Annotated in this window: 19 protein-coding genes and 4 pseudogenes; 13 read left to right on the top strand and 10 right to left on the bottom strand. The window is 57.7% G+C overall.

Annotation, left to right across the window (positions count from 1 at the left end):
- Both ISN39_RS12505 and ISN39_RS12500 read right to left on the bottom strand, forming a co-directional pair.
- Positions 1 to 1,347, bottom strand: a complete 1,347-nt coding sequence (locus ISN39_RS12505) for a mechanosensitive ion channel domain-containing protein (RefSeq protein ID WP_194727704.1) — start codon at positions 1,345 to 1,347, stop codon at positions 1 to 3.
- Positions 1,348 to 1,866: 519 nt separating this feature from the next.
- Positions 1,867 to 2,535, bottom strand: a complete 669-nt coding sequence (locus ISN39_RS12500; RefSeq protein ID WP_194730175.1) for a TetR/AcrR family transcriptional regulator — start codon at positions 2,533 to 2,535, stop codon at positions 1,867 to 1,869.
- 134 nt (positions 2,536 to 2,669) lie between these two features.
- Here ISN39_RS12500 and ISN39_RS12495 point away from each other — a divergent pair, with 134 nt between their 5' ends.
- On the top strand, positions 2,670 to 3,410 hold the full coding sequence (locus tag ISN39_RS12495) for an SDR family oxidoreductase (RefSeq protein WP_194727703.1): 741 nt from the start codon (positions 2,670 to 2,672) through the stop codon (positions 3,408 to 3,410).
- A gap of 112 nt (positions 3,411 to 3,522) precedes the next feature.
- On the opposite strand, the pseudogene ISN39_RS36315 reads toward ISN39_RS12495, so the two are convergent.
- Positions 3,523 to 3,810, bottom strand: a pseudogene (locus tag ISN39_RS36315) (Ku protein); the annotation flags it as partial.
- A gap of 107 nt (positions 3,811 to 3,917) precedes the next feature.
- On the opposite strand from ISN39_RS36315, the gene ISN39_RS12485 reads away from it, so the two are divergent.
- From ISN39_RS12485 to ISN39_RS36310, 6 genes and pseudogenes are all read left to right on the top strand, one after another.
- Positions 3,918 to 4,268: a DUF2200 domain-containing protein gene (locus ISN39_RS12485; protein ID WP_194727701.1), complete on the top strand. Its 351-nt coding sequence runs from the start codon at positions 3,918 to 3,920 to the stop codon at positions 4,266 to 4,268.
- Positions 4,269 to 4,529: 261 nt separating this feature from the next.
- Positions 4,530 to 6,572 carry an AI-2E family transporter gene (locus ISN39_RS12480; RefSeq protein ID WP_194730174.1) on the top strand — a complete coding sequence of 681 codons (2,043 nt, stop codon included), beginning with the start codon at positions 4,530 to 4,532 and terminating at the stop codon, positions 6,570 to 6,572.
- Positions 6,573 to 7,227: 655 nt separating this feature from the next.
- Positions 7,228 to 7,776 (top strand): nutrient deprivation-induced protein, encoded by a 549-nt coding sequence (locus tag ISN39_RS12475; protein WP_239599460.1) that lies wholly within the window; start codon positions 7,228 to 7,230, stop codon positions 7,774 to 7,776.
- Positions 7,769 to 8,185, top strand: coding sequence for a phage holin family protein (locus ISN39_RS12470; RefSeq protein ID WP_194727699.1), 417 nt, complete (start codon positions 7,769 to 7,771; stop codon positions 8,183 to 8,185). The genes ISN39_RS12475 and ISN39_RS12470 overlap by 8 nt, the downstream gene beginning before the upstream one ends.
- Positions 8,182 to 9,171 carry a DUF3618 domain-containing protein gene (locus ISN39_RS12465; RefSeq protein ID WP_194727698.1) on the top strand — a complete coding sequence of 330 codons (990 nt, stop codon included), beginning with the start codon at positions 8,182 to 8,184 and terminating at the stop codon, positions 9,169 to 9,171. The genes ISN39_RS12470 and ISN39_RS12465 overlap by 4 nt, the downstream gene beginning before the upstream one ends.
- A gap of 114 nt (positions 9,172 to 9,285) precedes the next feature.
- A pseudogene (locus tag ISN39_RS36310) lies at positions 9,286 to 9,398 on the top strand (ribonuclease); the annotation flags it as partial.
- 298 nt (positions 9,399 to 9,696) lie between these two features.
- On the opposite strand, the gene ISN39_RS12455 reads toward ISN39_RS36310, so the two are convergent.
- Entirely contained in the window at positions 9,697 to 9,888 is a 192-nt protein-coding gene (locus ISN39_RS12455) for a CsbD family protein (protein ID WP_194727696.1), read from the bottom strand.
- 592 nt (positions 9,889 to 10,480) lie between these two features.
- Between ISN39_RS12455 and ISN39_RS12450 the strand changes: the two genes are divergently transcribed.
- Positions 10,481 to 10,846, top strand: coding sequence for a hypothetical protein (locus ISN39_RS12450; RefSeq protein ID WP_074069203.1), 366 nt, complete (start codon positions 10,481 to 10,483; stop codon positions 10,844 to 10,846).
- A gap of 104 nt (positions 10,847 to 10,950) precedes the next feature.
- Here the strand turns inward: ISN39_RS12450 and ISN39_RS12445 are convergent, their stop codons facing one another.
- From ISN39_RS12445 to ISN39_RS36305, 3 genes and pseudogenes are all read right to left on the bottom strand, one after another.
- Complete coding sequence (locus ISN39_RS12445) at positions 10,951 to 11,460, bottom strand: sigma-70 family RNA polymerase sigma factor (RefSeq protein WP_074069202.1); 510 nt, start codon at positions 11,458 to 11,460, stop codon at positions 10,951 to 10,953.
- Between the two features lie 165 nt (positions 11,461 to 11,625).
- A pseudogene (locus ISN39_RS12440) lies at positions 11,626 to 12,486 on the bottom strand (SDR family oxidoreductase).
- Positions 12,487 to 12,569: 83 nt separating this feature from the next.
- A pseudogene (locus ISN39_RS36305) lies at positions 12,570 to 13,028 on the bottom strand (hypothetical protein).
- Between the two features lie 683 nt (positions 13,029 to 13,711).
- Between ISN39_RS36305 and ISN39_RS12435 the strand changes: the two are divergent.
- Positions 13,712 to 14,422, top strand: coding sequence for a Crp/Fnr family transcriptional regulator (locus ISN39_RS12435; RefSeq protein WP_074069201.1), 711 nt, complete (start codon positions 13,712 to 13,714; stop codon positions 14,420 to 14,422).
- A 365-nt stretch (positions 14,423 to 14,787) separates the two neighbouring features.
- On the opposite strand, the gene ISN39_RS12430 is transcribed toward ISN39_RS12435, so the two are convergent.
- From ISN39_RS12430 to ISN39_RS12420, 3 genes are all read right to left on the bottom strand, one after another.
- Entirely contained in the window at positions 14,788 to 15,279 is a 492-nt protein-coding gene (locus tag ISN39_RS12430; protein ID WP_074069200.1) for a ferritin-like domain-containing protein, read from the bottom strand.
- Between the two features lie 25 nt (positions 15,280 to 15,304).
- Positions 15,305 to 16,228, bottom strand: a complete 924-nt coding sequence (locus ISN39_RS12425) for a PhnA-like protein (protein ID WP_194727695.1) — start codon at positions 16,226 to 16,228, stop codon at positions 15,305 to 15,307.
- Positions 16,229 to 16,677: 449 nt separating this feature from the next.
- Entirely contained in the window at positions 16,678 to 16,965 is a 288-nt protein-coding gene (locus ISN39_RS12420; protein ID WP_194727694.1) for an oxidoreductase, read from the bottom strand.
- Positions 16,966 to 17,740: 775 nt separating this feature from the next.
- Between ISN39_RS12420 and ISN39_RS12415 the strand changes: the two genes are divergently transcribed.
- The 4 genes from ISN39_RS12415 (at position 17,741) to ISN39_RS12400 (ending at position 26,813) form a co-directional block, all read left to right on the top strand.
- Positions 17,741 to 18,907 carry a glycosyltransferase gene (locus ISN39_RS12415; RefSeq protein WP_246763195.1) on the top strand — a complete coding sequence of 389 codons (1,167 nt, stop codon included), beginning with the start codon at positions 17,741 to 17,743 and terminating at the stop codon, positions 18,905 to 18,907.
- A gap of 177 nt (positions 18,908 to 19,084) precedes the next feature.
- Positions 19,085 to 21,313, top strand: coding sequence for a UDP-galactopyranose mutase (gene glf, locus ISN39_RS12410; protein WP_246763335.1), 2,229 nt, complete (start codon positions 19,085 to 19,087; stop codon positions 21,311 to 21,313).
- Positions 21,310 to 24,549, top strand: coding sequence for a glycosyltransferase (locus tag ISN39_RS12405; protein WP_194727692.1), 3,240 nt, complete (start codon positions 21,310 to 21,312; stop codon positions 24,547 to 24,549). Before glf ends, ISN39_RS12405 begins: the two co-directional genes overlap by 4 nt.
- Positions 24,546 to 26,813, top strand: a complete 2,268-nt coding sequence (locus ISN39_RS12400) for a glycosyltransferase family 4 protein (RefSeq protein WP_194727691.1) — start codon at positions 24,546 to 24,548, stop codon at positions 26,811 to 26,813. The genes ISN39_RS12405 and ISN39_RS12400 overlap by 4 nt, the downstream gene beginning before the upstream one ends.
- Positions 26,814 to 26,947: the final 134 nt, after the last annotated feature.

Here is a 26,947-nt window from a genome sequence, read left to right as displayed (position 1 = left end):
TCAGTTCCCGGATTTGGGGCTGCCGGAAGCGCGCTCATCATCTGGCCGTTGCCGAAGAGATGCGCGGGCAAGCTCGACAGGTGTCTTCATGATGATTTCGCGATGCGGGAACGGGATCGAAATGCCGGCTGCCTTGAATGCATCCCATAATGCCATGAGTACTTCACCGCGCACGTTGGTAAGGCCGTTGCTCGGGTCGGAGATCCAGAATCTCAGCTTGAAATCGACCGATGATGCCCCGAAGGCCGTCATCCAGCAGACCGGCTGGGCGTAGGTGCCGGCAACCCGCGGAATGGTCTTGGCCGCCTCGATCGCGATGCGGGCAACCTCGTGCGGATCGCTGTCATACGAGGTTCCGAAATCCACCTCGATGCGGACATAATCGCTGGAAAACGACCAGTTGACGACTTGCTGGGAAATGAAGTCTTCGTTTGGAATGAGGTACTCCTTGCCATCTCTGGTGATGACGGAGACGAAGCGGGAGCGCAGGTCGCGGATAGAGCCGAAGGTTTCCCCCAGCGTAATCGTGTCGCCCGGTTTGATGGATTTATCGAGCAGGATGATGATTCCGGATATGAAGTTGGAGACGACCTTCTGCAGGCCGAAACCAATGCCGACGCCGACAGCACCTGAAAAAACCGTGAGCGCCGTCAGGTCGATGCCTGTCGCAGACAAGGCGATCGTGCCCGCAAAGACAATGAGCCCAATCTTGATCAGTTTGCTGATGAGAACCTTCAAGGAGGGCGTGAGATCCGCGGACTTCTGGATCCAGTTCGACGACATGTTGCCGATCAGAACCGCAAGCCAGATCAGCGCGACGGAAAGGACGATGGCCTTCAAGACGAGCAGCATAGAAAGGCGAACGGCGCCGAGATTGACGGCAATACCATCGAGTGCTGCCAGAAGCGCGCGATCCAGCCCAAGCGCGTAAAGTGCAAAGTAGAACCAGCCGGCGGCGGCAACGACACGCGCCAGCATCTGGTTTCGGATGATGCGCGTGAGTACCGAGATGACGAACCACGCCACCACGAGAGTGAGGGCTGTTGCTACCAGCCACCGGTGCGATGGCCACGCAATTCGCAACAGCACCACATCCGCAATCGCCAGCAGCACAATCAGAAAGAGCCAGCGTGTTCGCCGCATGAATGCGATGATGACGCGAAGCAGATCCGGATTTCCCTTGATGGTGCGGGCGCGCGATTCCAGAGCCGGCTCGATCCGTTTTGCCAGCAAGCCGGAAAGCAGGTAACCAGCGACAATCAGGGCGGACTGATAGAGCGTCCACTCATTGAGAAGGAAAGCCTGCAGCCAGGATCCGGCAGCGTTGACCGCCTCTAGGAAATCCATCGTCGTTCTCTCGCGATTTTGCAGAATAACCAGCGGGAGAGGGGTTTTGTTCAAGTGCGAGTGTCGAGGCAGTTCGTCCGGCCTGAAGTGGGCACGCGGGTAGAGTTCCTCTGCGGCCGAACTCACCAGGTAAAATCGACCGACCGCGGAAGGGCGATCGCTTGATCGGGTGCATCCTAGGCTTCGGTTTCAAGCAATTGTGCCTCACGCCGTCGCCACTCGATAGGTTTGCTTTCATATCCTATTTCAAGGCCGGCGATGACGGAGCCGTCTTCAAAAACCTTCCCCCGCCATTTGTCGCCGATTGGGCGATATTCTGCTCGAGAGCTGCCCTATTATCGCGATTGCCGCACCTAAATTAGAAGCGATTGGCAAACCTCCTGCTCGGTCCTCCCTCCAATCGCAGAAATATCTCGGGTCTCGGTTTCGAGAGACACCCATCGGAGGTGAATGACTTTGCTCGGTTGATTGCGTTATCAATGAGAATCGATAGAGCGCAGCCCGTAAGCCTGCGTGCTTTTACGCGGAATCGGTGTCGCTCCTGATGCGGGCATCCCATCCCAGTATCGAGACCTCAGCCACGGCCTCAAGCTCGGCACGGCTGGCCCCGTCGCGAGCCAGGATTGACATGCCAAACTGGACAGTCTGCACGAAACGCGAAAGCGCATGGACGTCCGTTGCGACTGGAATTTCACCATCCGCCACGGCCCGATCCAAGCGCGCCTTCAGGCGTTCGAGCGTGACGGCACGTGCTGATCGTACGAGTTCACCCAATTCCAAGTGGCCTTCGCTGCCGACCGATGAGAGGGCCACCATGCAGCCATGGGGAATGTCTGCAACACAGCCGGTCAGGGCCGCAGCTGAGTCCAGCAGAAATGAAGCGATCGCTTCGCGCGCCGTCCGCGCTGAATGGAATTTAGCCCAGACGAGCGCCTCGTAGCTCTCGCGATAATAACGCACCGCTTCCGCGTAAAGCGCTTCCTTTGATCCGAATGCTGCGTACAGGCTGGGTGATCCGATCCCCATCGCCTCGGTGAGATCAGTCATTGACGTGGCTTCAAAGCCCTTGAGCCAGAAGAGACGGGTCGCCTTCGCCAAGGCGGCTTGTCGATCAAATGCGCGAGGGCGCCCGCGAGCGCGGGACGGAATAGATTCGCAGGCTTGAGGCTTTCGGTCCGATTTCTGCATCAATCGTTATATAAACCTCTCATCCTTCCTCGGCAACTTGCATACGTTTTTGTATCGATCGATATAATATTCTTGACGCACCGCTTTCACGTCCCTACGTATTTCTGTGTCAATCACTACAGAAAGGACAGATAATGAGTGAATTGGTTGGAAAGCGAGCTCTTGTGACGGGCGCATCGCGTGGTATCGGCGCCGCTATTGCGCTAGCACTTGCGGACAAGGGCGCGGAGGTGGCGATCACCTACGAGCGTTCGGCTGATCGCGCAGCAGAGGTTGTTCGAGCTATTGAGGGGAAGGGCAGGCGCGGATTTGCTATCCAGGCCGACAGTGCCGATCCGGCGGCCGTGAAGCGCTCGGTGGAGGAGGCCGCCCAGGCGCTTGGCGGTCTCGACATTCTTGTCAACAATGCGGCAATCGCGCTTTACGATGCGATCGCCAACGTCAGCGTCGCTCACATCGATGCGCTGCTGAACGTCAACGTGCGATCACCCGTGCTCGCTTCGCAGGCCGCCATTCCATATCTTCAAGCGGGAGGTCGCATCATTACTATCGGCTCGGCCGGCGCCGAACGCATCGTTGGCGAGAGCGGTACGGTGTATTACATGACAAAATCCGCGCTCCACTCGTTTACGCGCGGCCTCGCTCGCGAACTGGGAGCGCGTGATGTCACCGTAAACCTGGTCCAGCCGGGATCGACTAATACAGACATGAACCCGGCCAACGGTGATTTTGCCGACTTCCAGCGCGCACTGATGCCTCTTGGCCGGTATGGCGAGCCGCAAGATGTGGCGGCGGCTGTGGCCTTCCTCGCGAGCCCTGCTGCAAGGCAAATTACAGGAACAATCCTCACAGTGGATGGCGGCTTGAATACCTGACCGCCTGAAGTTGGATGCCCTCCGAAGTTCCCGAAACTGCTCACGTTGGCTCGCAGACGCTTGATGATGGATTCGCGAAGGAACTTCGGAGGGTGTGCGGGCGAACGACGCACGCGATGATGTGTTTTGCGAGATCGAGCATTTCGCCCTCCATCTTCAGCTTTGGTATCTCGTCGAAAGCCTTCGCGGACGACCTGACTTCGTAGTCGAAGTTCAACGCGGTGGCGATGAGGCCATTGCTATGAGCGCGGAGTACCGTGCGCATCTTGCGCAACAGCACCGCCCGCGCGATTGCTGCCACGTTTGACTTGCGCATGGCGTCGCGCAGAAGGACGAACGCATCCTGAAGTGCAGAGTCTTCCGCTATCGGCCCCAGAGATTCGCGCCACTTGATGGACATGCCGGACTTGCTCTTTAAGCCTCCCGCGCTGCAAAGGATTGCTGTTGAGCGTCCGTTGGCTAAGTTAGCGGTGACAAAAGCTCACAACGCTTCCGCCGGGGGGATGCATGACGAAGCATCGAATCTATTCAGTCAGTATCGCGAGCGTCTATCCGCACTATGTCGCCAAAGCGGAGAAGAAGGGGCGCGCGAAAGCTGACGTCGATGAGATCATCTGTTGGCTGACGGGACATACCCAAGAGACGCTAGATAATCAGTTGGCGAATGACACAAGTTTTGAGGACTTCTTTGCGCAAGCGCCTCAAATGAATCCCTCGCGATCGCTAATTACCGGTGCGATCTGTGGCGTTCGCGTGGAAGACATCCAAGAACCTACGATGCAGGAAATCCGCTACTTGGACAAACTGATCGACGAACTCGCCAACGGGAAAGCGATGGAGAAGATCCTGCGAAAATAGCCAGGCGGGTGGTTCGAACGCGCAAGGCTTGATGTTCTGAGCCTGGGCATGGGATCGCTTCGCCCAAACTAGGCCCGCCGTCGCTGCATACCCAATCTCGATCCTTTCCGAGGGGCGGCCTGGAGCGCGACCCAGGCAGGATGCGCATTCATCGTGGATCCCGGGTCCCGCGAGAACACCATCATCCTGGAGAGTGGCACCCTGCCGCTCGGCCAGTGCAGCAGCGCAATCATTGCTAAGTCCTATCTGCGCCCTACCTCCATGAGTCTTGGACCAATTGGCATATCGACGCCTTCAAGTCACGACCATAGCAAGGAGGCGGAATTGAAAAACGGCCTCGGGGGTTCTCGTCGTACATATTCAATTCCGCCCGCATCACCCTCACGCATGCCTGCCTTTGCGAGTGTGCTCGCAGTCATTGCCATTCTCTACTTTGCAAAGGAAGTCCTCCTTCCTCTGGCAATCGCTGTTCTGCTGACGTTCGCACTGGCACCAATCTCCTCACGTCTTCGTAAGCTGGGGCTTCCTCGCATTCTGGCGGTAATAACTACCGTCATGCTCGCCTTTCTTGTTCTCATCCTGTTCGGCCTTGTGGTGGCCGGACAGGTTACTGAAGTCGTGCAAAACCTCCCTGCCTATCAGACCAACATTGTGGGAAAGATCCGGGCGCTCCAGGAAAGCGGAAGCGATACGGGTATCGTTCGGCGGCTGACTTCAGTCGTCGAAAGTGTCGGACGGGAACTCAACAGCGTGGAGCAGAAACCGACTGCTCCCGTGGGCGAGCGATCATCTAGGGAGCCTCTGCTCGTAGAGATATTCGCGCCAAGCCGCCCCATTGCAACGCTGACAAATTTGATCGGCCCCTTGGTCGGTCCGATCGCGTCATTGGGACTAATCATAGTCGTCGTCATATTCATGCTCCTGGAGCGGGAGGAGCTTCGCGACCGCTTTATCCGGCTCGTCGGCTACGGAGACCTCCATCGCACCACCGAAGCCCTGCAGGAGGCGGGAAGCCGCGTTGCGCAGTATCTCCTCATGCAGTTGGTCGTGAACTGCGCTTACGGCATCCCCTTGGCGCTGGGGCTTTGGGCGGTGGGAATTCCCAATGCAGTGCTCTGGGGGATGCTTGCCATCGTTCTGCGGTTCGTCCCATATATCGGGCCGGTAATAGCTGCCGTACTGCCGCTCTTCCTGGCGTTCGCAGTCGATCCGGGCTGGAGCCTTGTTCTTTGGGTCGCCGCGATCTTTCTCGCGCTGGAGCTGACGAGCAACAACATCGTCGAACCATGGCTGTATGGTTCCCGAACAGGCCTCTCTCCCCTTGCCATCATCGTTGCAGCTATTTTCTGGGCATGGTTATGGGGACCGGTCGGCCTTATCCTGTCGACGCCGCTGACCGTGTGCCTGGCAGTTCTAGGGCGTTATGTCCCGCAGTTTGAATTCTTGGAAGTCCTGTTTGGCAGCGAACCGGTGCTTGATCCCAAGGAACGCCTTTATCAAAGACTCTTAGCTGGGGATCCCGACGAGGCCACCGATCTCGCTGAGGAGATCCTCGAGGAAGATTATCTGGAGGAATACTATGGCAAGGTTGCTATTCCAGCCCTTCTGCTCGCCGAGCAGGACCGCCGTAGAGGCGTCCTGACAGCGGAGCAGATGGAACAAGTGTTCGGTACCGCCATCACGCTGGTCTCGAATCTGGAAGAGATCGCTCGGGAGGAGGAGGAAGAAGAAGAGCAGGAGGACAAAACCGCAGACGAGACACCCTTGACGGCCACGAAGGATGAGGGAGAGGGCGACGAGGAACTGCCGGACGGGACCGGGAAAACGGTCTTCTGCATTGGTGGCAGGGGGCCTCTTGACGATGCATCAGCGGTGATGCTGGCCCAGGTTCTCCAAGTGCAAGGAGCGGAAGTGGTGGCAGCAAGGCACTCCGACATCGCCAGCCGCCGCAGCCGCGATCTCGTTCCGAATGGAGCAAATGCCATCGTCGTCTGCTTCCTGAACTTTGACTCTGTCAGGCATGCCGGCATACTTGTACGCCGCTTCAAGCGCATGTATCCCACCACGCGCGTAGGCGCAGTGCTGTGGTCTGAAAACGATGAGGACACGCAACTGCACCAGCTTCCGGAGGCTGATTTCATTGCTTCCACCTTGACCACCGCCGCGCGTGAGATGCTCTCCGATGCGCCGCCGCCGTCTCCGGTAAGCCCTCGGAGGCTCCGAATCAGGCGACCCAAAACCGGGACTGGCACAGCCCTAAAAGCGCCCTCTGGTCCTCCCGATCGGCCCCATGGGCCCGAATAGCCAATCGTTCAACTGCCTGCAGAAGATTGTGTTAGCGGGTCATCCCCCAGACGTCGCCGATCAGCGCAGCGAGGGACCCACCGCTGCGATGGGCGGTTCCTGATCCGGCTCCGTGCGTCTTCGATTTGATCCGAGGCCTCGGCACTCGCAATGCGGATCGAGGCCGCCCCGATCTCAGCAACACCTTCCCGCAAGCCTGCGTCAAACAAGGCACGAGACGCCGCACGGAACCGAACTGGGCTGAACATGCCGTCGAGCTCAAAAAGCCAGGCACCTTGCTCATTCTCTGGGAGGAGTATCGTGGGTCGCACCCCGAAGGGCACGGCTACAGCCGCTTCTGCGAACTCTTTCGTAGCTTCTCACAGCGACTTTCGCCGACTATGCGCCAGGAGATGCGGCCCGCGACCCGTTCGAGGCGAGGAGGAAACGCGTCGTTCGGGGCAAGCCAAATTGGCCATCGATCATGTCGAGGAAGCGAAGGAGCGATGTCTTTTTCCGTCGAGGCAATTCGCCAATTTTTAGTTGGATGCAATCCCAGAGTGACTGGGAACAAACATCTGCTCTTCCGGTTAGGGGTGATCGCAGCATCCGCCGCTCGCACCTTCTGGGAGGATTGAAAATGCCAGACGAAATCATACAGGCTCCAACTGGGCCGATGCCGTCGCAAGATGAACGGTCTCCGGTGGACGATGGCGTCCCAACCGAAATTCAGCCAGTCGAAGTTCGTGATCTCAAAACTAGGGTCAGCGATGACCTTGGGGAAGTCAGCAAGGCGGCCAAGGATGCCGCCCAGACCGCCACGCAGAAGATTCAGGATACTGTGGCGGAACAGACCGACTTCGCTGCTCACCAGGTCGGTGGCATCGCAACCGCTCTGCAGAAGGTGGGCGCGGAACTCGAAAGCAGCGATCAGGCACAGGTGGGCCGGTATGCAAAGCAGATCGGCGAGAGCGTCGCGGTCCTCGCGAAAAAAATGGAAGGCCGGGATCTCCGAGAGATTGCCAGCATGGCTGAGGATTTCGGCCGCAAACAGCCTTTGGCTTTTCTGGGGGTAGCGGCACTTGCCGGCTTGGCAGCGAGCCGTTTTCTGACTGCTTCTGCAATCCGAAAGTCGTCTCCGAGCGCACCAGAGAAGATGCAGGCGTCTACCGACTTCCAGCTTTCGTCAACCGCAGGAACATCCGGAGGTCCGCACAATGGCTAAAGAAAGCGATAACGCGCCATTATCGGAACTCGTTGGCGGCCTTGTCAGCGATGTCTCTGGCCTCCTTCGCAAGGAAATAGACCTGGCTAAGACGGAAGCCTCTGAAAAAGTCTCTAAAGCGCTCAGCGGCGTCGAGGTCCTGGTGATTGGCATGGTGCTGGCAATCGGCGCTGTCGGTGTCCTGCTAAGCGCCTTGGTAAGCGGCTTAGCTGCGTTCTTAGTAACGCAAGGCTTCACGCAAACATCCTCCCAGGCTCTATCCGCGCTGATTGTCGGCTTTTTAATTGCCGGTATCGCGTGGGTGCTGGTGTCTAAAGGTCTTGCTACATTGCGCGGTGCCAATCTGAAACTGGATCGAACGGCTGCATCCCTCCGCCGAGATGTCGGAGTCGTTAAGGAGAAAATATGACGAATCAATCATCGGAGAAATCGTCGATCGATATTCAGCGCGAAATCGATGCCGACCGTCGAAGGATCGAAGACCGCATCGGCGCTATTCAGGAGAGAATGTCCCCAGGTCAGCTCGTCGATGAGGTCCTCGCGTATGCCAAAGGAAGCGGTGGTGGGGAGTATGTCAGCAACCTCGGAACAGCCCTCAAGGTCAACCCACTCCCCGTCGCTTTGATCGGCGTGAGCCTAGCATGGTTGATGGCTAAACAAGGCGGGACGCTGTCACCTACCCGCACGGCCGTTGACACGCCGCTTGAAAATTATCCGCTTTATGCTGCCCACGGAGGCGTTCGACGCGTCGGGCCGCCAGAGGATGTTGGCGGCGCCAGATATAGCCACTTCATCGACGATGCCGGAGAGCGGTTCAAGGCTTTGACTGATGAGGTCGGAAATCGCGCTGGCAACTTCGTCGACTCGAGCGGAAGAGCATACCGAGGATTTGCCGACGCGACGGGTAAACAGATCTCCAATATCACAGATGAAGCAGGCGCTGTGCTGGAGGCCACGACAGGCTGGGCTTCGGAAAGCTGGAAACAAGTTAAGGATGCCGCGGGGAACGTGGCTCAGCAGGCGAGCGATGCCGCAGGTTCGGTATCGCAGTCCGCGTCCTCGGCGAGTTCAATACTTGCAGAAAAAACGACACGACTTAATACAGCGATCCTTGCGCATTTTCGCGATCAGCCGCTGGTTGGGGGCGCGCTGGCCTTCGCCGTGGGAGCCGCTATCGGTGCTGCCCTTCCTCGCACCGACAAGGAAGATGAAGTCCTTGGGGATGCAGCCGATAGCATTAAAGCGGACGTCGCATCGAAAGCCACCGAGATTGTTGATGAGGGCAAGGATCTCGCATCGGATGTCTACGACAAGGCTGCTTCCGTCGCTGTCGACGTGCACGATACCGCGAAGGCACGGATCACAGAAGAGGCTGAACGTCTTAAGACGAAATAGGAAGAGCAGTCGGGCCTGCTTGCGCCCGGCGCTTTCGACCTTATCGCCCGTCGGATCACAAGCCTCGCCCAAAGTCCCAATTCAACGCTCGGCATCGCTTCTTTCTGGAAATGACTTTCGATCGTCATCCTGATCGTGAGCGGCGAGTCGAATGCCGAACTGAGCACCAGACGGCGAAGGACACCACCACGGGGCCGCCTTCGCCGATGGGGTCGCGCGGTGCGTAGGTCGCGGATACATGGGAAAGACCGCAGATCGGCTGCATTAGCGGACAAGCGTGACGCTGCACCTCTGCCGTCACCGGTAGCGTACCGACTTCATCCAAGAAGCTGAAGAGCGCTAAGAAGTCGTCAAACCAGCCGTAGCCGATCACCTTCAGATAGGTGAAGTCGGTCTGCCAGGGCTGGGCGGTTTCGTCTTGTCCTTGGACTCGTCGCCGGCCTTGATCGCGATGCAGGCGCACCGCATGTCCCGGTACCCCGTCGCCCAAGGGCGGCAGTCGTTGACAACGGAATCAGAGTTCGGTCAGGTGCGATCAACGACGCCCTTGACTGCCTCCTTGATTTTGCCCTTGGCGACCTGGGCCTTGCCCTTGCCTTCCTGCGCCGCGCCCTTAGCCTGCATTTCCCTGTTGTCCACGGCTTTGCCAGCAGCCTGGCGTGCCTTGCCCGCCAGTTCGTTGGCCTTGCCCGATGCCTTGTCAGATGTGCTTCCCACGTGACTTCTCCTGAACAGCGCGAAACATGATTGTTTGCATGCCGGTTAACTGCGGGGCTGTCGTTTCGTTCCCTGCACGGTGCTGGTTTAGGCGATCATCGCAAGAAGCGCCTCGACTACCGGAGCGCCGCGATTACCGAGGGGAGGTCGATGCTTAGAGATCCCTGTTGAAGGTGTCTCCGAGCGGACATGGAAGTAGGATCGCAGTCCTGCCGTAGCCCGAACTAACTTGATCGGACGACGTAATGGTCAACACCTGAGATGGAGTGGCGTCTCAGCGTGTCGTTACCGACCCACAGGTGATTCCCAAGAGCTTCGTATCACCGTAATCCTGAGGCGGGAGAGGCGAGCGGACTATCCCAAGATGACTGGCGGAGTTGAATGAAGGTTTCGCGGAACCATCGTTTTTTCCAGGATCTGATAGAAGCGACGCTCAGGACGCAACATCTAACGATCTCGCTCTATGCGGGCGTTGCGGAGTGATAGCGCGCCCCACAGTTCGCCTTTGAGTAAATGCTTGCAATCCTGGTCGTATCCGATCAGGTAAAGGGGCACCGGGGTTCCCTTCGGAACTTCCCCGAGTGTGTTCTGTTTGAACATCGCACTCAGGGGGCTGACCAACATGCTGCGCTTTCTCGTGATTTCCAGTCGTACGACCCCATCGACCGTTTCGAACGCTTGGAGATCACTCAACATTGTTCTGGCAGGCCCCATTGCGGCCAATGCTCTTTCATCTTTTGACCTTGGCGGCCACGATGGCGCGATCATCGATCTCGACTACGAGGGTGACGAGATGATTGCGTGCGTAGAAATCCTCGAGGCCCGCCAGATCCCTTTCGTATTCGCCGCCTTCGTTTCGAGTTCATTAAAGCCCCCTGGATGCTTCGTTCTGAGTGAAGCGAAAGAAGACATCTTGGCGATTCATCGTCGCCTCTGGGAAATCTTTCGGGCACATTAGGATTGGCTTGAACTCTTCGATCAAGGTCGCAGGGCGTTTGAGTTCCTTGGAGAGCGTGCTCGACGTGGAGTGCACCTGAAATTGCCTGCATTGGCGCTTTCTTTTTACCGGGTAGCAGCTTCGCTGAAAGAGGCCTCGTCCAAGGCCACCATCAGCGCCATCCGTGCGCGGCCGACCCGGCTCTTGATGGTACCGATTTCGCACCCGCAATCCTTTGCGGCATCGGCGTACGAGCGCCCGGACACGACGAGCATCAGCGCCTGTCGCATGTGTTTGGGAAGACGGTCGATCGCCTCGGAAACATCTTTCAGCCGCAATGGCCAATCCTGATCCGATGGCACGGAGTTTTCGAAGGAGCCTTCGGAAATGTCGGAGGCCAAACGGTAACGCTTCGACCGCTTGTACTGACTACAATACTGGTTCCGGAGGATGGTGAACATCCAGCTTTTGAGGCTGGTTCCGGGCGTGAAATGATCCAGATGCCCCAGGGCCCTCAAGACCGTTTCCTGTGCCAGATCCTCGGCGTCGGCATCCGATCTGGTAAATCGATGAGCGAAGGCCTGCATTACAGGACGTAAGGCAACGATTTCATCTTCAAGGGAAGGGCATTGCATGGCGGTTCCTCCGAGCACCAACCGTAATGGATACGCGCACTAATGGTTCCCGCTCTTCGCCCACCGTCCGATATCGAACCAAAGAAGGTTTCAATCGAGTTTGATGACATGGCTCTACGACTTCTAGGATGTTGCCATTGTGTCGCGCAGCTGCAACGACGACGGTCAGATCATGATCTCTCCACCGGTGACCGGAATGACCGCGCCCGTCATGTAGCTGCCGAGATCCGACGCGAGGAGGACATAAGCCCCTGCCAATTCGGCAGGCTGCCCAGCGCGTCCGATCAACGTGTTCTCTCCGAACTTGGCCGCCTTCTCGCCCGGCATCGTCGATGGTATGAGAGGCGTCCAAATCGGGCCGGGCGCGACCGCGTTCACGCGGACCCCTATTCCCGCCAACATCTCGGCGAGGCCCGCGGTGAAATTCGAGATTGCTCCCTTTGTCGATGCGTAGGCTAGAAGCTGGGGAGATGGCTGTCGGGACTGGATGGATGTCGTATTGATGATCGCGCTGCCGGGCTTCATGTGGGGAACGGCCGCTTTTGCAAGGAAGAACGGGGCGGAAATATTTGTCCGGAAGGTCTCGTCCCATTCCGCGGCGCCGATGTCGCTGATATCGGCATAGGTCCAATGCGGCGTTGTTCACTAGGATGTCGATGCCGCCAAGTTCGTCGACGGCGCGCTCGACCAGAGTGTTGCAGTGTTTCTCAGACTTGATATCGCCTGAGACGACGACAGCCTTGCGTCCTGCTTCTTCCACCCACTTGGCGGTGTCCTTGGCGTCCTCGTCTTCATTCAGTAGGAGATGAGGATGTCCGCGCCCTCTCGCGCGAACGCGATCGCCACGGCCTTGCCGATCCCGGAATCCGCACCCGTGATAAGTGCGACCTTTCCTTCCAGCCTGCCGTTGCCCTTGTAGGAATGCTCCCCATGATCCGGGATCGGCTGCATCGATGCGGTGTTCCCCGGCGGCTCCTGATGCTGAGCGGGATAGGGTGGCGTCGGTCGGCGAGTGTCGTCGGACATGTCGTTCTCGCCAAGGTGGGTTTGTGGACGACTAACTACGTCCGACACGCAACGGTTCCGCGACTCGTTCACGCAAAGCCTCGTTAGCGCTTCGCGACGAAGACGAAGGCGAGGGCGGCGACGACAGCCACCGCGGCGAGAGGCTGCTGCCGGATCTTGTCTTCGACTTCGCGAACGAAGCTCCGAAGCTTCGCGTTCGCGACCCGTGCCGTTCCCGATGCGTTCCGACGCCGTTTCCGCCGCGAACCTCCTCGTGACCGGTCGAACCCATAACCGGATGGACCGCTTTCGCCCGTTGAGCGAAGGGTTCATTCACGGGAGGGAAGTTCTCCTCACTCTCGAGGGGCTGCTGCTTGACGCGTTCGGCTTCACCAAGGTCGGCTCCGCCGACAGGAATTGCACTGTGAGTGGCTGAGACCGGGTTGAGCAGGGGAGGTGTCTTCCAGCCCCTTGGCCAGATCTCTCTTGAGCGCGCGTTTGCGCTGGGAAGCCTGCTCGATTTTCAAAGACTGCACTGCTGGGGATTGTTCTGGATTGGGCATTGACGTTCTCCGGTTGCACGATCCCAAATCCTGCAGGACGCGGGAAGTTCCATATGCCACGAGCTCCCGGTGGCACAGTTCCTACAGGAGGTTCGGCATCCGGAACTCGAACATGGTCACCTTTGGAGAGGACGTCACGGTGAGCGTGCCACGCATGGGCCTTGGCGATCTCGGAAGCGTTGTGGAGACCTAGTCCGAGGCCGTCCTGCCTGGCGCCGGCTCGCCGCCGCGGAAGAGGGGCTGGAACAGCCGCTCCATCGTCTCCGGCGGAATGGCGTCGCCTCCGTTCGAAACCGTGATCGTCAAGAGTCCTTGCCGATGCGTGCCGCCAGGCCGAGGGGTAGATCGGGCGAGCCATGCGCAGCGCGTCCCTGCGCGAGGTCGTCCGCATCTGACGCGGATCATTCAAACGTCATCGCGAACCTTTGACGGCGGGTATCAATGCGAGCTGATCTTCCAGGGTGGCGCATGCCAGGACAGCCTCGTTCATGCCGTTCTCCCTTGGGCGGCAACAGGGGAATGAGCGGAAATGCTATGCGTTCCGGCGTCGGCCTGTTATGGTACGAAGTTCATTACATGCCGGCGTGAACTCCTTGCGGTTGCACAGTCACGTGCGGATAGTACGATGGCGGTCCCGCGCGGACGATCGGAATGCTCTGCGCTCGCTGTACTGGAGAACCGCGATGCTTCAATCCGCTATCCGCAATCACCTGTTGTCAGGTCTGTCCGCCGACGCCTGGAATGCGATCCGCCCAAGGCTTGAACCCATCGATCTTCCCCGAAACTTCCATATCGCCGGTTTCGACGCCCCTATCGCGCACCATTACTTTCCCGAAGACGGAGTGGCGTCGATGGTCGCCGTGTCTGCGGCCGGCGAACGCACGGAAATCGGGCTTGTCGGAAGGGACGGTGTCACGCCGCTCGTAGCGATACTCGATGCGGAGCGGCATCCCTTCGAATTCATGATGCAGGTGTCCGGAAAAGGTCATCGGATAAAGCGCGAGGCCCTTCAGGAACTCCTGGCGGAAAACGTCGAGGTCAGACGAATCCTGGAACGCTTCGCTCTTAGTCTGTTCACCCAGACCGCCTATACCGCGCTGTCGAACGCCGTCCAACGCATCGACGCTCGCTTGGCGAGGTGGATTCTCATGATCGACGACCGGGTCGACGGCCACCGGATCGACGTGACGCACGAGTTCCTCGCCGTGATGCTGGCCGTCAGACGACCGGGGGTGACGAACGCTCTTCATGTCCTTGAGGGGCAGAATCTCATCTACTCCGACCGGGGTGTCATCAGAATTCGGGATAGGGGTGCGCTGGAGGCTTTCGCCGGTGCCGCCTACGGGACGCCCGAACGGGTGCTGAGCAGAATGACGATCGAAGGTGGATCCTGAACGCACGCCCTCCACCGTAAGAAGGCCCGGTCGGAACAATGCGAAGATCACGAGGTTCGACCGTTATTCGGACAGCAGGAGGCTGCTCATAGCGCGCTACTTTTTTCAACGTAAGAGCGGCGGGGGAAAAAGGGTTGATGATTGCGGTTGATTGGTCGCCGGGTTTGGCGCCGGCTTCGGCTCTAACAGCATCAAATACCCGTTGCACCAACGCTAAGTCCCGGTTGAGAAGCGGCAAGTCCTTCGGATGAATATGTTATTTGCAGCATCGCATGCGTTGATTTAGGTCCCCAGGGGTCGGCGCGCCATAGTGATCAACCGACCTCGTTGGCGCACCTCCCGTTTCCGTCACCACGCGCCGGCAATCAGGCGGCCTGCGCGTTGACGGTTGCTTTGGCGATCTCGGTAAGCCGTTCGTCTGTCGTTTCTTCTTCGTCAAGAGTCTCCGCGAGGAGGTCAGCTACGTCATCCAAACCGAGCGTCTCGGCCCAGGTGACCATCGTGCCGTAGCGGCTGATCTCGTAATGTTCCACAGCCTGCGCAGCGGCGAGCAGGCCCGGATCGAGGGCGGCCGTCCCCTTGAACGCCTCCATGACTTCCTTGCCATCCTCGATGATGCCGAGGATGGCATTGCAGGTCTTCGGCTGCGCTGGCTTGCCTATCAGTTCGAAGGCCTGTTCGAGGCGCGCTACGTGATCTTCGCTCTGACCGAGATGTGTTTCGAATGCCTCCTTGAGATCAGGCGATTGCGCGGCTTCAGCCATCTCGGGCAGGGCCGTCAGTATCCGCTTTTCCGCGAAGTACATGTCCATGAGGGTCTCATAAAGGAGATCGCTAAGATTTTTAGGTTCTGCCATGTTCGTGTTCCTCGTGTTGAGATGACTATAGGTTTCGGCCGCGTGTATATTCTTCAAGGATGGGGCCTGGTTTCGTGCCAGCTACCCCCCCGAACCAAGCTGCAATCACGCCGAGAACGAGTGCGACGAAGCCGAGCAGGGCGCCGCTGGACACGACCTTCGTCGTGGTTTCTGCCGCCGCCAAAGCCTGCTGCTTTGCCTGATCGACGGATGCCCTGTAGTTTGCCTCGTATTCATCCACCTTCGCCCGCGCCTGGTCGACAGGGATATTCTGAGCTTTCGCCAGAGCATCGGCGGCCCGTGCCTTGGCGTCCTTGACCTTGCTCGGGTCGCCCGTTGCCACGGCTTTCATCGCCGTGACTGCCGCCGCTTGAAGGGCTTGCGGGTCGGAGCCACCGCTGGCCTCGCGAATTTGCCGTTCGATATCGGCCATCGGATCGGTTGCTGCGGCAATCGAAGACGCTCCGGTGGTCGCCGCAGTTGCTGCAGTCTTGCCGACACCGCCGACCACGCTCGAAAGGCCGCTGAAGGCGCCGCCGACGAGTGCGCCAACCGAGGTGGTCAGGAGGTAGAGAATGACTAGCGTCGTAACGGCCCAGGAGGTGATGCCGTGGAAACCGCCTGTGGACTTGCTGGGACGGCCGGACAGCCGGCTTGCAGCATATGCGCCGATAAACGAGGCGACGATGCCGGAAACGACGAACCAGAGGCCCCCCATGATGGAGAAACTGGTCGCTGTAGGATTGTCCGACGTGGTAGGGTCGAGAACTGCAGCGCCAATCCCGACACCGAGAAGATTAAGCAGGAACTGGGCCGCGAGTGCGAGAACGACGCCGGCGAACACTGCACCCCATGATATCTTGTTGATGGTGGCCGTAATACGCGGGTCTACCGGGTTAACCGCATACGGAGTATCGCCCGGCAGGCGGGAGATGGATGGTTGGGACATGGTAGAAGCCTCCAGAGATTTTTTTCACCGTTCTTTGAATGCGCTCCCAACTCCCGCTTCACCCGAATGTTCCAGAAGTATTTTCGCTTCGGCTAGCGGTCCTTTGAGCGACACCGATGATGCTGAGCAGGACGCAAAAAACGTGTCGAATACCCTAAAACCTCGTGCCTGATCGCGAAGAACCTGGCCACAATCGAATTCCGGAGAAAGACAGTGAGAGGCCCACCGCAGTTTAGGCGATCGACTCCGCCACATCCTGTCTAACTCGGATGTTCACGCGACGGCTCGCCCTTATAGCTGTCAGAAAACCGCTCCATCTCGGCCTTCCTCGCATCGATCCTTGGTAGCGGGTGCCGCTCTCGTTCATAGGTAAAAACGGAAGCGCAGTTGAAGGAACGGCACAGAGACCCCGCAGAGTTGACCGCGGGGTTTCTTCGATGAGCCAGATTTTACTGGCAATTGCCGGCGGCATCTTTGACTTGGCCCTGAATGCAATCGGAAGAGTCTTGCTTGCCGGTCGAATCCTTGTCTTTATCGGAAGCGCCCGTGCCGGAGGTGGAAGTGCCGGATCCGCTACCGGACATGTTGCCAGATCCGCTACCGGAACCTGAAGCGCCGTCGGACTGGCCAGAACCACTGGTTCCTCCAGTTCCACCTGTGCCGCCGCTGGCCTGAGCCATGGCCGAAGTTGCCAGACCGATCGAAAGTGCCGAGACCGCGATGAGTTTCAGAAGCATTGGATTCTCCTATTTTGCTTCGTTTCACCTATCCCGAACCTCGTTTATCTTTGGATGTTCCAGATCTAGTGTAAGAAAAGTGGTCGACGTTGAGCTGCGCGGCTATGTCGTCGCCCTCCTTACGGGACAAGCCGCTGAGTTCGCGTCCGGATGCCTCTATAGGCACGCCCCTTTCCTTGTCGGGAATGGACCAGGCGCGACCTGCCTGTTGCGCGGATGACCTGGCCTTTTAAACTGTCCAAGTTAATGGGGTCAGTTCATTCCTCCCCCCTGCCGTTGGTCAGAGAGAAATCACATTAACGTCCAAAGCGAGCACGGTCAGGCCGCACTGAGGCACGCCATCGCGCTTGTTAGCGCAGGCATCCAGTCGCCGGATGCTGTGGTCGCAAGGCTCGACGAGGCGCGCGCCGCCCGCTGGTCACCGTTCGTCCTTTAATGGGAGCTAAGAGCGAACAATGACAGCCGGTTTGGGCGGAAATTCGGAACTTACCGACACCGCCGGTGTTAGCCGCTCATCATCTCACGAGGTGCGGCTATGGACGACGGAGCCTGGACCACCATTGTTGAACTGCAATTGCGGCCGGATGGCGTTGCCGCCGCGTTGATATCGTCGGTCGTCCCGTACATGTTGAAAACCGATCCCGACGGTACGCCTCCGAACATATTCGATGGGTAAAGAGCGATCGCCGGATCAGCCACGGAATCGATCTTGTGAAGTAACCGCAAGGAATGGTCTGCGTCATGGGTGGACGGTGGGTGGACGGAGTGGCGTGAATTGAACAGCGAATATTTAACCAAAAAGCGTCTTGTCGTTATCAGCGACTATCAGGCCGGCTGGTACGAGCCGTCCTCGCCGCTTTCTATCGAGGAATTGCGAGGTCAGTGGGCCAGCGGAGCGCGGGGAAGTCCTTCTACTGCCGAACAGCCAATCCAGGATGTAATGGTGCGGGGCGGTTACATTGAACGCCTGCCCCTTGCTTGCTTGAAGATGGGCATAGTCGACATCGTCGAAATTTGGACGCATTGGCGGGGCGTCCACCCGCCCCCAGAGGATCTGACGAATCCGTTTCTTGTTCACCGTTCATTCGCAATGAACGGCCCAGAGGCGCCATTCGCGTCGAATGATATGCTGGCCCACATCATTACGTTTGGTGCTCCCGATATTCTCTGCGTGTGGGGGCTTGGCGTTTCCGAAGATATACTTGTCGCATGCAAGAGCAGCTATAAAATCTACAATTCTATCGATGCTCCCACGTGGCGAGTTCCACGTTCAATCAGCCAACATTTCGACCTCGTGCTTACCGGCGCCTTGTGGCAGTCGCAGGAGGTGAAGCGGCGACATCCGAAAATGAAGACGGCGGTCCTTCCGATTGGACCGGAATTTGCCTCTGACAGCACATTTTATCCACTCGATGGCCCTCGACGATATGACGTTATCTATGTAGCCGCCGCTCAAGCCTACAAGCGCCACGATATCCTTTTCGATGCGCTCGCTAAGCTTCCGAGTGGTATCCGTGCACTTTGCGTCTGCGGCTATGGGGAACTCGGGGATATTCTGCGTGCACAAGTGCAAGCCTTGGGAATTGCCGTCGACTTTGTTGGTCCGCCCGGCGTGCGATATGCAGACGTCAACCGTCTAATGAGCCAGGCAAAGATCGGTGTGGTCTGCGGCATCAATGACGGTGCGCCGGCGATCCTAACCGAATACATGCTCGCTGGCCTGCCTGTTCTCGCTAATAGCGCACTCGTGTGCGGCCTTCAGTATATTACGCCGCGAACCGGAGCGACTGCAGCAGCGGATGACTTTGACCATGGCATTTTGAGCATGCTTGAAAACCTCTCAAACTATTCCCCGCGCAAGGCTGTACTCGACAATTGGACGTGGCCACATTCGGTCCGCAAGCTTTGCGAAGTCATGGATTCGCATGCGGGGCAGAAATGACTGCGGAACAAACCGCCAGAGTGGAGGTTAGAAGGCCTCTAATAAAACGGCGGATCCGCAATGAATCTCTCCAGCTCATTCACCCAAGGGCTCCATAAAGCCCTGCAACGCAAGGCGCCGATCATATGTTTTTCCCATTTGCGCTGGGATTTTGTGCTGCAGCGTCCGCAACATTTGATGGAACGTTTCGCCCGCGATAGACAGGTCTTCTATTTCGAGGAATTCATCCCCACAGATCATCATTTAGCCTATCTGGAGATCCATCCGTTTGAGGGGACGGCGGTGAAAGCCATACGTCCTCGAATTCCTCACTGGTTAGGCGAGGACGAGAGGGAGCGCGAACTAAGAAAACTGTTGGATGAACTGCTGTCGATCTATGGCGTGGCCCGTCCGATACTATGGTTCTATACGCCGCTCATGTATGGGTTCGCTCGCCACATCGATGCGGCGGCGGTCATTTACGATTGCATGGACGAGTTGGCCAACTTCAAGTTTGCGCCGCCAACTCTCAAGGACGCCGAGGCTGCACTCCTTGCACGCGCCGATGTGGCCTTCACGGGCGGCTACAGCCTGTATGAGGCTAAGCGGCATCTGCATGACAATATTCATCCTTTCCCGTCCAGCGTCGATGCAGACCATTTCCACGCTGCTCGTGGAAACCTCGAGGAGCCGGCCGATCAAAGGTCTATCAGCAGTCCAAAGCTCGGATATTATGGTGTCATCGACGAGCGCCTTGACCTCGGCCTAATAAGCGCTGTAGCCAACGCTAGGCCGGACCTCTCTTTCGTATTTATCGGGCCAATCGTCAAGATTTCACCCGACGACCTCCCCAAAGCGGCGAACATCCATTACCTCGGCCGAAAAGCATACGGCGAACTGCCAGCGTATGTGTCGGGCTGGAACGTCGCACTGATGCCGTTTGCTCTGAACGACGCAACACGTTTAATAAGCCCTACCAAGACTCCGGAGTATCTTGCTGCCGGTCGACCAATCGTATCGACGCCTGTCGCTGACGTAGTGCGTCAATACGGGGGCGTTTCCGGTGTTGCTCTTGCGCGAGATGCCGAGGGGTTTGCCACAGCGTGCGACGACGCGCTTGCTCTCAAAGAATTCGACAGCGCCTGGCTGAGATCAGTTGATATCCTTCTCGCCGCTTCGTCTTGGGACGACACGTTTGATGCGATGAACGTGCTGGTTGAGGAAGCCATCATCCGTCGGTCCGCATCTCCGCATTCCCCCACACAGTTCCCCTGTTCACAGTCAAGCGTCAGGTCAAGGCCATCCTACGACTACCTGATCGTCGGTGCGGGCTTTGCGGGCTCGGTGATGGCAGAAAGATTGGCGTCCGATGGGAAGCATGTACTTTTGTGTGATAAGCGTCTGCATATCGGCGGCAACGCGTACGATTTTCACAACGAAGACGGCATCCTCGTTCATCGATATGGACCGCATATTTTTCATACCAACAGTCTGGAAATTTTTGACTACCTGTCACAATTTACGGCTTGGAGGCCGTACCAACACCGTGTGCTCGCCGATATTGGCGATCGTCGATTGCCTGTTCCCATCAACCGAACGACCCTCAACGGGCTCTATTGCCTCAATCTGAAGGACGACGCAGAGGCCGCCTTATTTTTGGCCGCTCGTGCGGAACCTTGCGATCCGATCGAAACGGCGAAGGATGCGGTGGTCTCCCAGGTCGGTGACGATCTCTACCGCACGTTCTTCCAAGGATACTCCCGCAAGCAATGGGGTCTCGATCCGACCCAGCTTGACAGATCGGTGACGTCGCGTGTCCCGGCACGGGTTAGCGACGACGACCGATATTTCCTCGACACCTACCAGGCCATGCCGTTGCATGGTTACACTGAGATGTTCGAGAAAATGTTGGACCACGAGTGCATCACTGTATTGCTCGGCACGGAATTCGCGGACATCCGAAAGGACAATCTGGCGGCGCATACGATTTTCACAGGCCCGATCGATGAATATTTTGATTTTCGCTTCGGTCGTCTTCCATATCGTAGCCTTGAGTTCCGGCACGAAACACATGATGCCAGACGGCTGCTACCAGTCGGCGTGATCAACTATCCCTCGGAGACGGTGCCGTATACGAGGATTACCGAATACAAGCATCTGACTGGTCAGATCCATCCGAAGACTACCATTTCCTATGAGTTCGCCGGTAGAGAAGGGGAGCCCTACTATCCCATCCCTCGACCGGAAAATCAGGAACTCTACAAGCAATATGAAGCTGTTGCGCGACGTTGTAGCGACGTAACTTTTGTCGGTCGGCTCGCGACATACAAGTACTATAATATGGATCAGGTGGTCGGCCAGGCTCTGGCAACATACCGGAAGATGTCAAAGGCGCGCGCGAGCACCATTGCTGCGAGCGTGAAATGACAAGTCAATTGCACCACATCGTTATCGCCACCGACAGCCGCGAGCCGTCCGGGATGGGCGAGCACATGCTTACGCTCGGGCAGGCGCTTGGAACACACTACAAAGTCACGCTAGCGGCTCCGCCGAATTGCGCGTTGCTGACCCGCGCCGTCTGCCGCGGCTTGGCGATCAAGGACGCCGATGATCCCGCGGCATTTGAGGAATGGCTGTGTTCATCAGGTGCGTCGCTGCTTCACATCCATGCAGGCATCGGGTGGGAGGGACACGAGATCGCCCGTGTAGGATGCGTTTGCGGAATTCCCGTCATACGAACGGAGCATTTGCCATATTTGCTGACAGATGCCGAGCAAATCGCGCAATATCATAGATCGATTTTGACAGTTGCCCATCATATCGTAGTTTCCGAGGCATCTCGCAAGAGTTTTGAAAGAAATGGTGTGGATCCGGCCCGGCTGACGGTTGTCCGCAACGGGATATATGCGTTGGAGCGGGGGGAAAGCGACGCAGACGGCATCGGCGAACGCGCGCTTCAATCCCGACCAACCCTGCTTACGGTGGCGCGCTTTTCAAAACAGAAGGATCACGCTGCTCTCGTAAGGGCAATGCCAACCGTTGTTGCAGCCCATCCCACCGCCTTGCTTCTTCTGGTGGGGGAGGGCGAGGAAATGAATGCTATCCAAGATCTGGTCGACGGACTGGCACTTCGCGATCATGTCCAGTTTCTAGGACACCGAAACGACGTTGCCAACCTCATGATGAATGCCGACCTCTTTGTCCTGCCCTCGCGCTTTGAGGGCCTGCCGTTGGCGGTGCTCGAAGCAATGTCTGTAGGACTGACGGTCGTCGCAACCCGGATTGGGGGGACCATCGAAGCCCTTGGCGAAGATCACCCATTCTTGGCTGAGCCAGAAAATCCCTCCTCCTTAGCTGATGTTTTGATCGACGCGCTCTCTGACCCCATTCGCGCCAGGTCAATAGGTCAGTCTGGCATGGATCGATTTCACAGCGCCTTTTCAGCGGATCGGATGGCCACCGAAACGGTTGCCGTCTACCAACGGTTTCTCCCCGCCAAAACAGAAGTCGAAAGAGGACATCCTTTCATGGAGAAGACACGGATTGGCTTCATCGGCGTCGGAGGAATCGCGCGCCGCCATCTCGACATTCTTACCGGATTTGACGATGTGGCGCTCGTCGCTTTTGCGGATCCTGATTTAGGTCGCGCAAGCGAAGCTGCATCGCGCTTTGGTGCGAAGGCGTTCACCAGCCACCAGGCAATGCTGGACGACGAAGCGCTCGATGCAGTTTATATTTGCATACCTCCCTTTGCGCACGGCGACGCGGAAAGGGAGCTGATCCGACGCGGCGTCCCGTTCTTTGTCGAGAAGCCTGTCACTCTCGATTTGGCTCTTGCTGAAGAACTTGCAGCCATGATTACGGGGGCGAAATTAATCACGGCCGTGGGCTATCACTGGCGGTATCTCGATACTGTAGAGGAGGCCCGCCGGTTGTTGGTGGAAAACCCGGCGCAACTTCTCTCCGGCTACTGGTTGGACCAGACGCCTCCACCGCAATGGTGGTGGAAGATTGATCGATCAGGTGGGCAGATGATCGAGCAGACCACTCATATCATTGACTTGGCGCGTTACCTCATTGGCGAAGTAACGGACGTATATGGTCGTGTTGGCTTTAAAGATCGGTCAGAATTTCCTGGCCTCGATGTGCCCGCAGTTGCGACTGCGACAATGACCTTCGAGTCCGGTGTCATCGCCAACATTTCGTCGACCTGCCTTCTCGGCTGGAACCATAGGGTCGGGCTCAACATCTTCGCCGATCGTCTTGCGATCGAATTGACAGATCATGACATCATGGTCGATGTCGGAGCAGGACGTCCGGTGCGTCAAGCCGAAGGCGATCCCGTCTGGCGCGAGGATCGCGACTTTGTCGACGCCGTGCGCGGGCAAGAAAACCACATTCGCTGTGCCTACTCGGACGCGCTCGCAACGCATCGCATCGCGCTGGCTGTCGCAGCCTCAGCCCGACAAGACGAACCCGTAAAACTCGATCCTCCTGTCTTCGAGCGCAGGCCAATGGCTCCTCTTCAGCATCAATCCCGTAAAGAGGAGCCGCAGAGCCCGCCCCCCGGCCATCGGCGAATTCGTTCGCTGGGCATAGAACGTGCTGGGAAAGCATTCTTTTTGGAATACGAAGAGGGCCCGCCCGCCGACGGCCATATCCGGTTGGAGACGCTGTATAGCGGATTTTCAGCAGGTACCGAACTCACGTTCATGAAAAATACCAACCCCTACTTCCGTTCGAGGTTCGATGGGGAGAGAGGCGTATTTGTGGAAGGCGAGGCTGACCTTCACTATCCAGTTCCCTTTCTGGGCTACATGGAGGTGGCGCGCGTTTCGGAGACACGGGCTGCCGGCTTCGCGAATGGCGATGTTGTCGCGACGACTTTCGCGCATAAGAGCGGTCACACTGCAGACCCCTGCCATGACTTGCTGGTGCCGCTTCCCATCGATATCGATCCCGTGCTTGGAGTGTTCGTCGCTCAGATGGGACCGATCGCGGCTAATGGAATTTTGCATGCCGATTCAGAGGCGTTCGGAAGCAGCGTGCCCTACCTGGGCGCTGGCATTGAGGGACGCAACGTCGTTGTCCTGGGTGCGGGAACGGTGGGTCTGATGACTGCGCTGTTTGCGCAGAAGTGCGGAGCTTCCAACGTCATTGTCGCCGACCCGTCGCAATTCCGTCAGAACAGGGCGCACGATCTTGGCCTCGCCGCGATGGAGGAGGAACTAGTGTGGCAGTACGTGAAGGCGCGTTGGCACAACGGCGGCAGAGACCGCGGTGCCGATGTAGTGTTCCAGACGCGTGCGCAGGCGACCAGCTTGCATACTGCGCTCAAAACGTTGCGCCCGCAGGGAACAGTCATCGATCTCGCCTTTTACCAAGGTGGAGCCCAGGCATTGCGGCTTGGCGAAGAGTTTCACCACAATGGTCTCAACATCAGGTGTGCACAAATCAATCGTGTGCCGCGCGGATTGGGGGCGTCGTGGGACCGATGTCGGCTTGCCGAAGAGACAGTTGGCCTTATGCGGAGCCACGGCTCTGCTATCCGGGACCACATGATCACGCACGTCGTTCCATTTGATGATGCGCCGCAATTCTTGGCCGATCTCGTTACGAACCGGCCGGAATTCCTGCAGATTGTTTTTAAGGTTCAGGAATGAGCTCGCGCAAACAACCAGTCCGAATCCTTTTCGTATTCGCATGGTTAGTCGTTGGCGGTGAAGAGACGGAAGTGCGGCTCCTTGCCCGAAATCTCGATCGAAACCGCTATCGCATTGACGTCGTGGCATGTTTCCACAAACCGAGCATGCCCGATCAGACACACGAGCAGCTAACGGCGTTGGGCGTGGATGTCGATACGACCCCTTACACATTGTCGTTCAAGGATACGATAACCTATCTGGCAACGAAGATCCCAGGCTATGACGTCGTGGTCTCCTGTCAGAATGTCGCCGATATTTACCCGGCGCTTGAACGTATCCACCTCCGCCCGCCGCTGATTGAACATGGCGGGCTGGTGTCGGAGGCGCTTGCGGGGCCGAAGCACTTCACAAGTCGCTACGTCGGCGTCTGTCGATCAATCCGCGATGCCGCAGCCTCCGTGATGCCCGGTCGTGAATTAAGTGCTCTTGAAATCCCGTCGATGGTCGATTTCTCGGAATTTGACGTCACCCGGCGTGCCGAAACCCGTTCGTCACTCGGCTTGGCCGAGGATTCGGTCCTTGTCGGCTGGGTCGGACGGCTTGATCCAAAGAAGAACGTCGAAGACTTCATAGAAGCTGCGGCGATTGTGCACAAGGACGTTGCGTCTGCGCGTTTTGTGATTGTAGGGGGGGCCGACGCGTTCCACCCGGAATATGCGATACAGTTGCATTCGCTTGCTGCTCAGCGGGGATTGGGTGGCGTGCTTTCCTTTCTCGGAGATCGAAAGGATGTTCCCAACCTTCTGTCAGCCTTCGATATTTTTACCTGGCTCTCGCGCGACGAGGGGATGCCGCACGTTCTGGCGGAGGCGGGTGCAGCAGGTCTGCCCGTAATCGCGACGCCTGATAACGGGGCGCTCCAGCAGGTCGAGGAGGGGACTTCGGGTCTCTTCGTGCCCTACAACGATCCCGCCGCTGTCGCTCAGGCCATGATGAAGCTGATCATGTCAGCCGAACTGCGTGCCCGGCTGGGCAAGGCCTTGATGTCAAAAGTTGAAAACGACTACAGCGCCGCTACTGTCGTGCCGCGATGGGAAGGTCTTTTTCTGGATGTTCTCGAAGATCGAGCGCGAGCCGGGCCATCTGGTTTGTTCAAATCCTTCATTCAGGGGGGTTTCGAGTGTTCAACGCACCGCCTCCGTCCAGGCGAGGGCGAAACTGCTGGGACGCGTCTCGATGTCCTCGCCTCTACTGGCCACGACTCGCATGCGCGACAGGACTACGATCAACTGAAAGCGCACCGGATCGAAACCGTGCGCGACGGCCTCCGCTGGCATCTTATAGAGCCGGCATCTGGCCGCTATGATTGGTCTAGCTTTCTTCCGATGCTCGAAGCAGCGAAAGAGGTGGGCGTTCAGGTCATCTGGGACCTTTTGCACTATGGCTGGCCAGACGATATCGATATTTGGGGGCAGGATTTTGCGCCTCGGCTTGCAAATTTTGCGGGTGCTGTGGCAGCAGTGGTGCGGGAAAACACGAGCGAGGTTCCGTTCTATTGTCCCGTAAACGAGATCTCGTTTTTGTCGTGGGGTGGAGGAGACGTCGGCTACCTGAACCCTTTTGCAAACGGACGCGGCTTTGAATTGAAAGTCCAGCTCGCGCGCGCTTCTATCGCCGCCATGGATGCCATCCTTCTGGTCGATCCACGGGCACGTTTTGTGCACTGCGATCCCGTTATCAACGTCATCCTAGATCCGTCGCGACCCTGGGAGAGGCAACTTGCCGAAGGACATCGCCAGTCGCAGTTCCAGGGGTGGGATTTACTAGGTGGAAGGCTATGGCCCCAAATCGGCGGCGCAGATCGCTATCTCGATATCGTTGGGGTGAACTACTATCACAACAATCAGTGGATCCACGGTGGTTCACCGATCGACGAAACCAATGCGCTTTACAAACCATTTAGGACCATTCTGATCGAAACCTATGCCAGATATGGCAAGCCGATATTCGTTGCCGAAACCGGTATCGAAGCTGAAAGGCGACCTGGTTGGATCATGTATGTTTATAGCGAGGTCGTTGCTGCGATGGATGCCGGGGTCCCGATCGAAGGTATATGCTTGTACCCCATCGTAAACCATTCCGGATGGGACGATGATCGACCCTGTCAAAACGGTCTTCTGTCAGCGGAGATTTCTGACGCAACTCGTGTCGTATATCAACCTTTAGCAGAAGCGTTGGAACGTATACAACAAGACGTTATCGGAAGGAGCGGGCGTTCCTAAAGTTAACTTGATAATCGAGGACGGCGCCATCGTCGGTTACATCGAGTTCAGCTTTGTAGCCACGATGGCCACCCAAGACCCCAGAGGCGCGGAGAAGAGGACCGGCCCCACGGTCATACGGCAGAAGGACGTTC

This window comes from Rhizobium sp. 007 (assembly GCF_015353075.1).
Taxonomy (GTDB): domain Bacteria; phylum Pseudomonadota; class Alphaproteobacteria; order Rhizobiales; family Rhizobiaceae; genus Rhizobium.
This window is presented reverse-complemented; position numbering and strand designations above follow the sequence as displayed.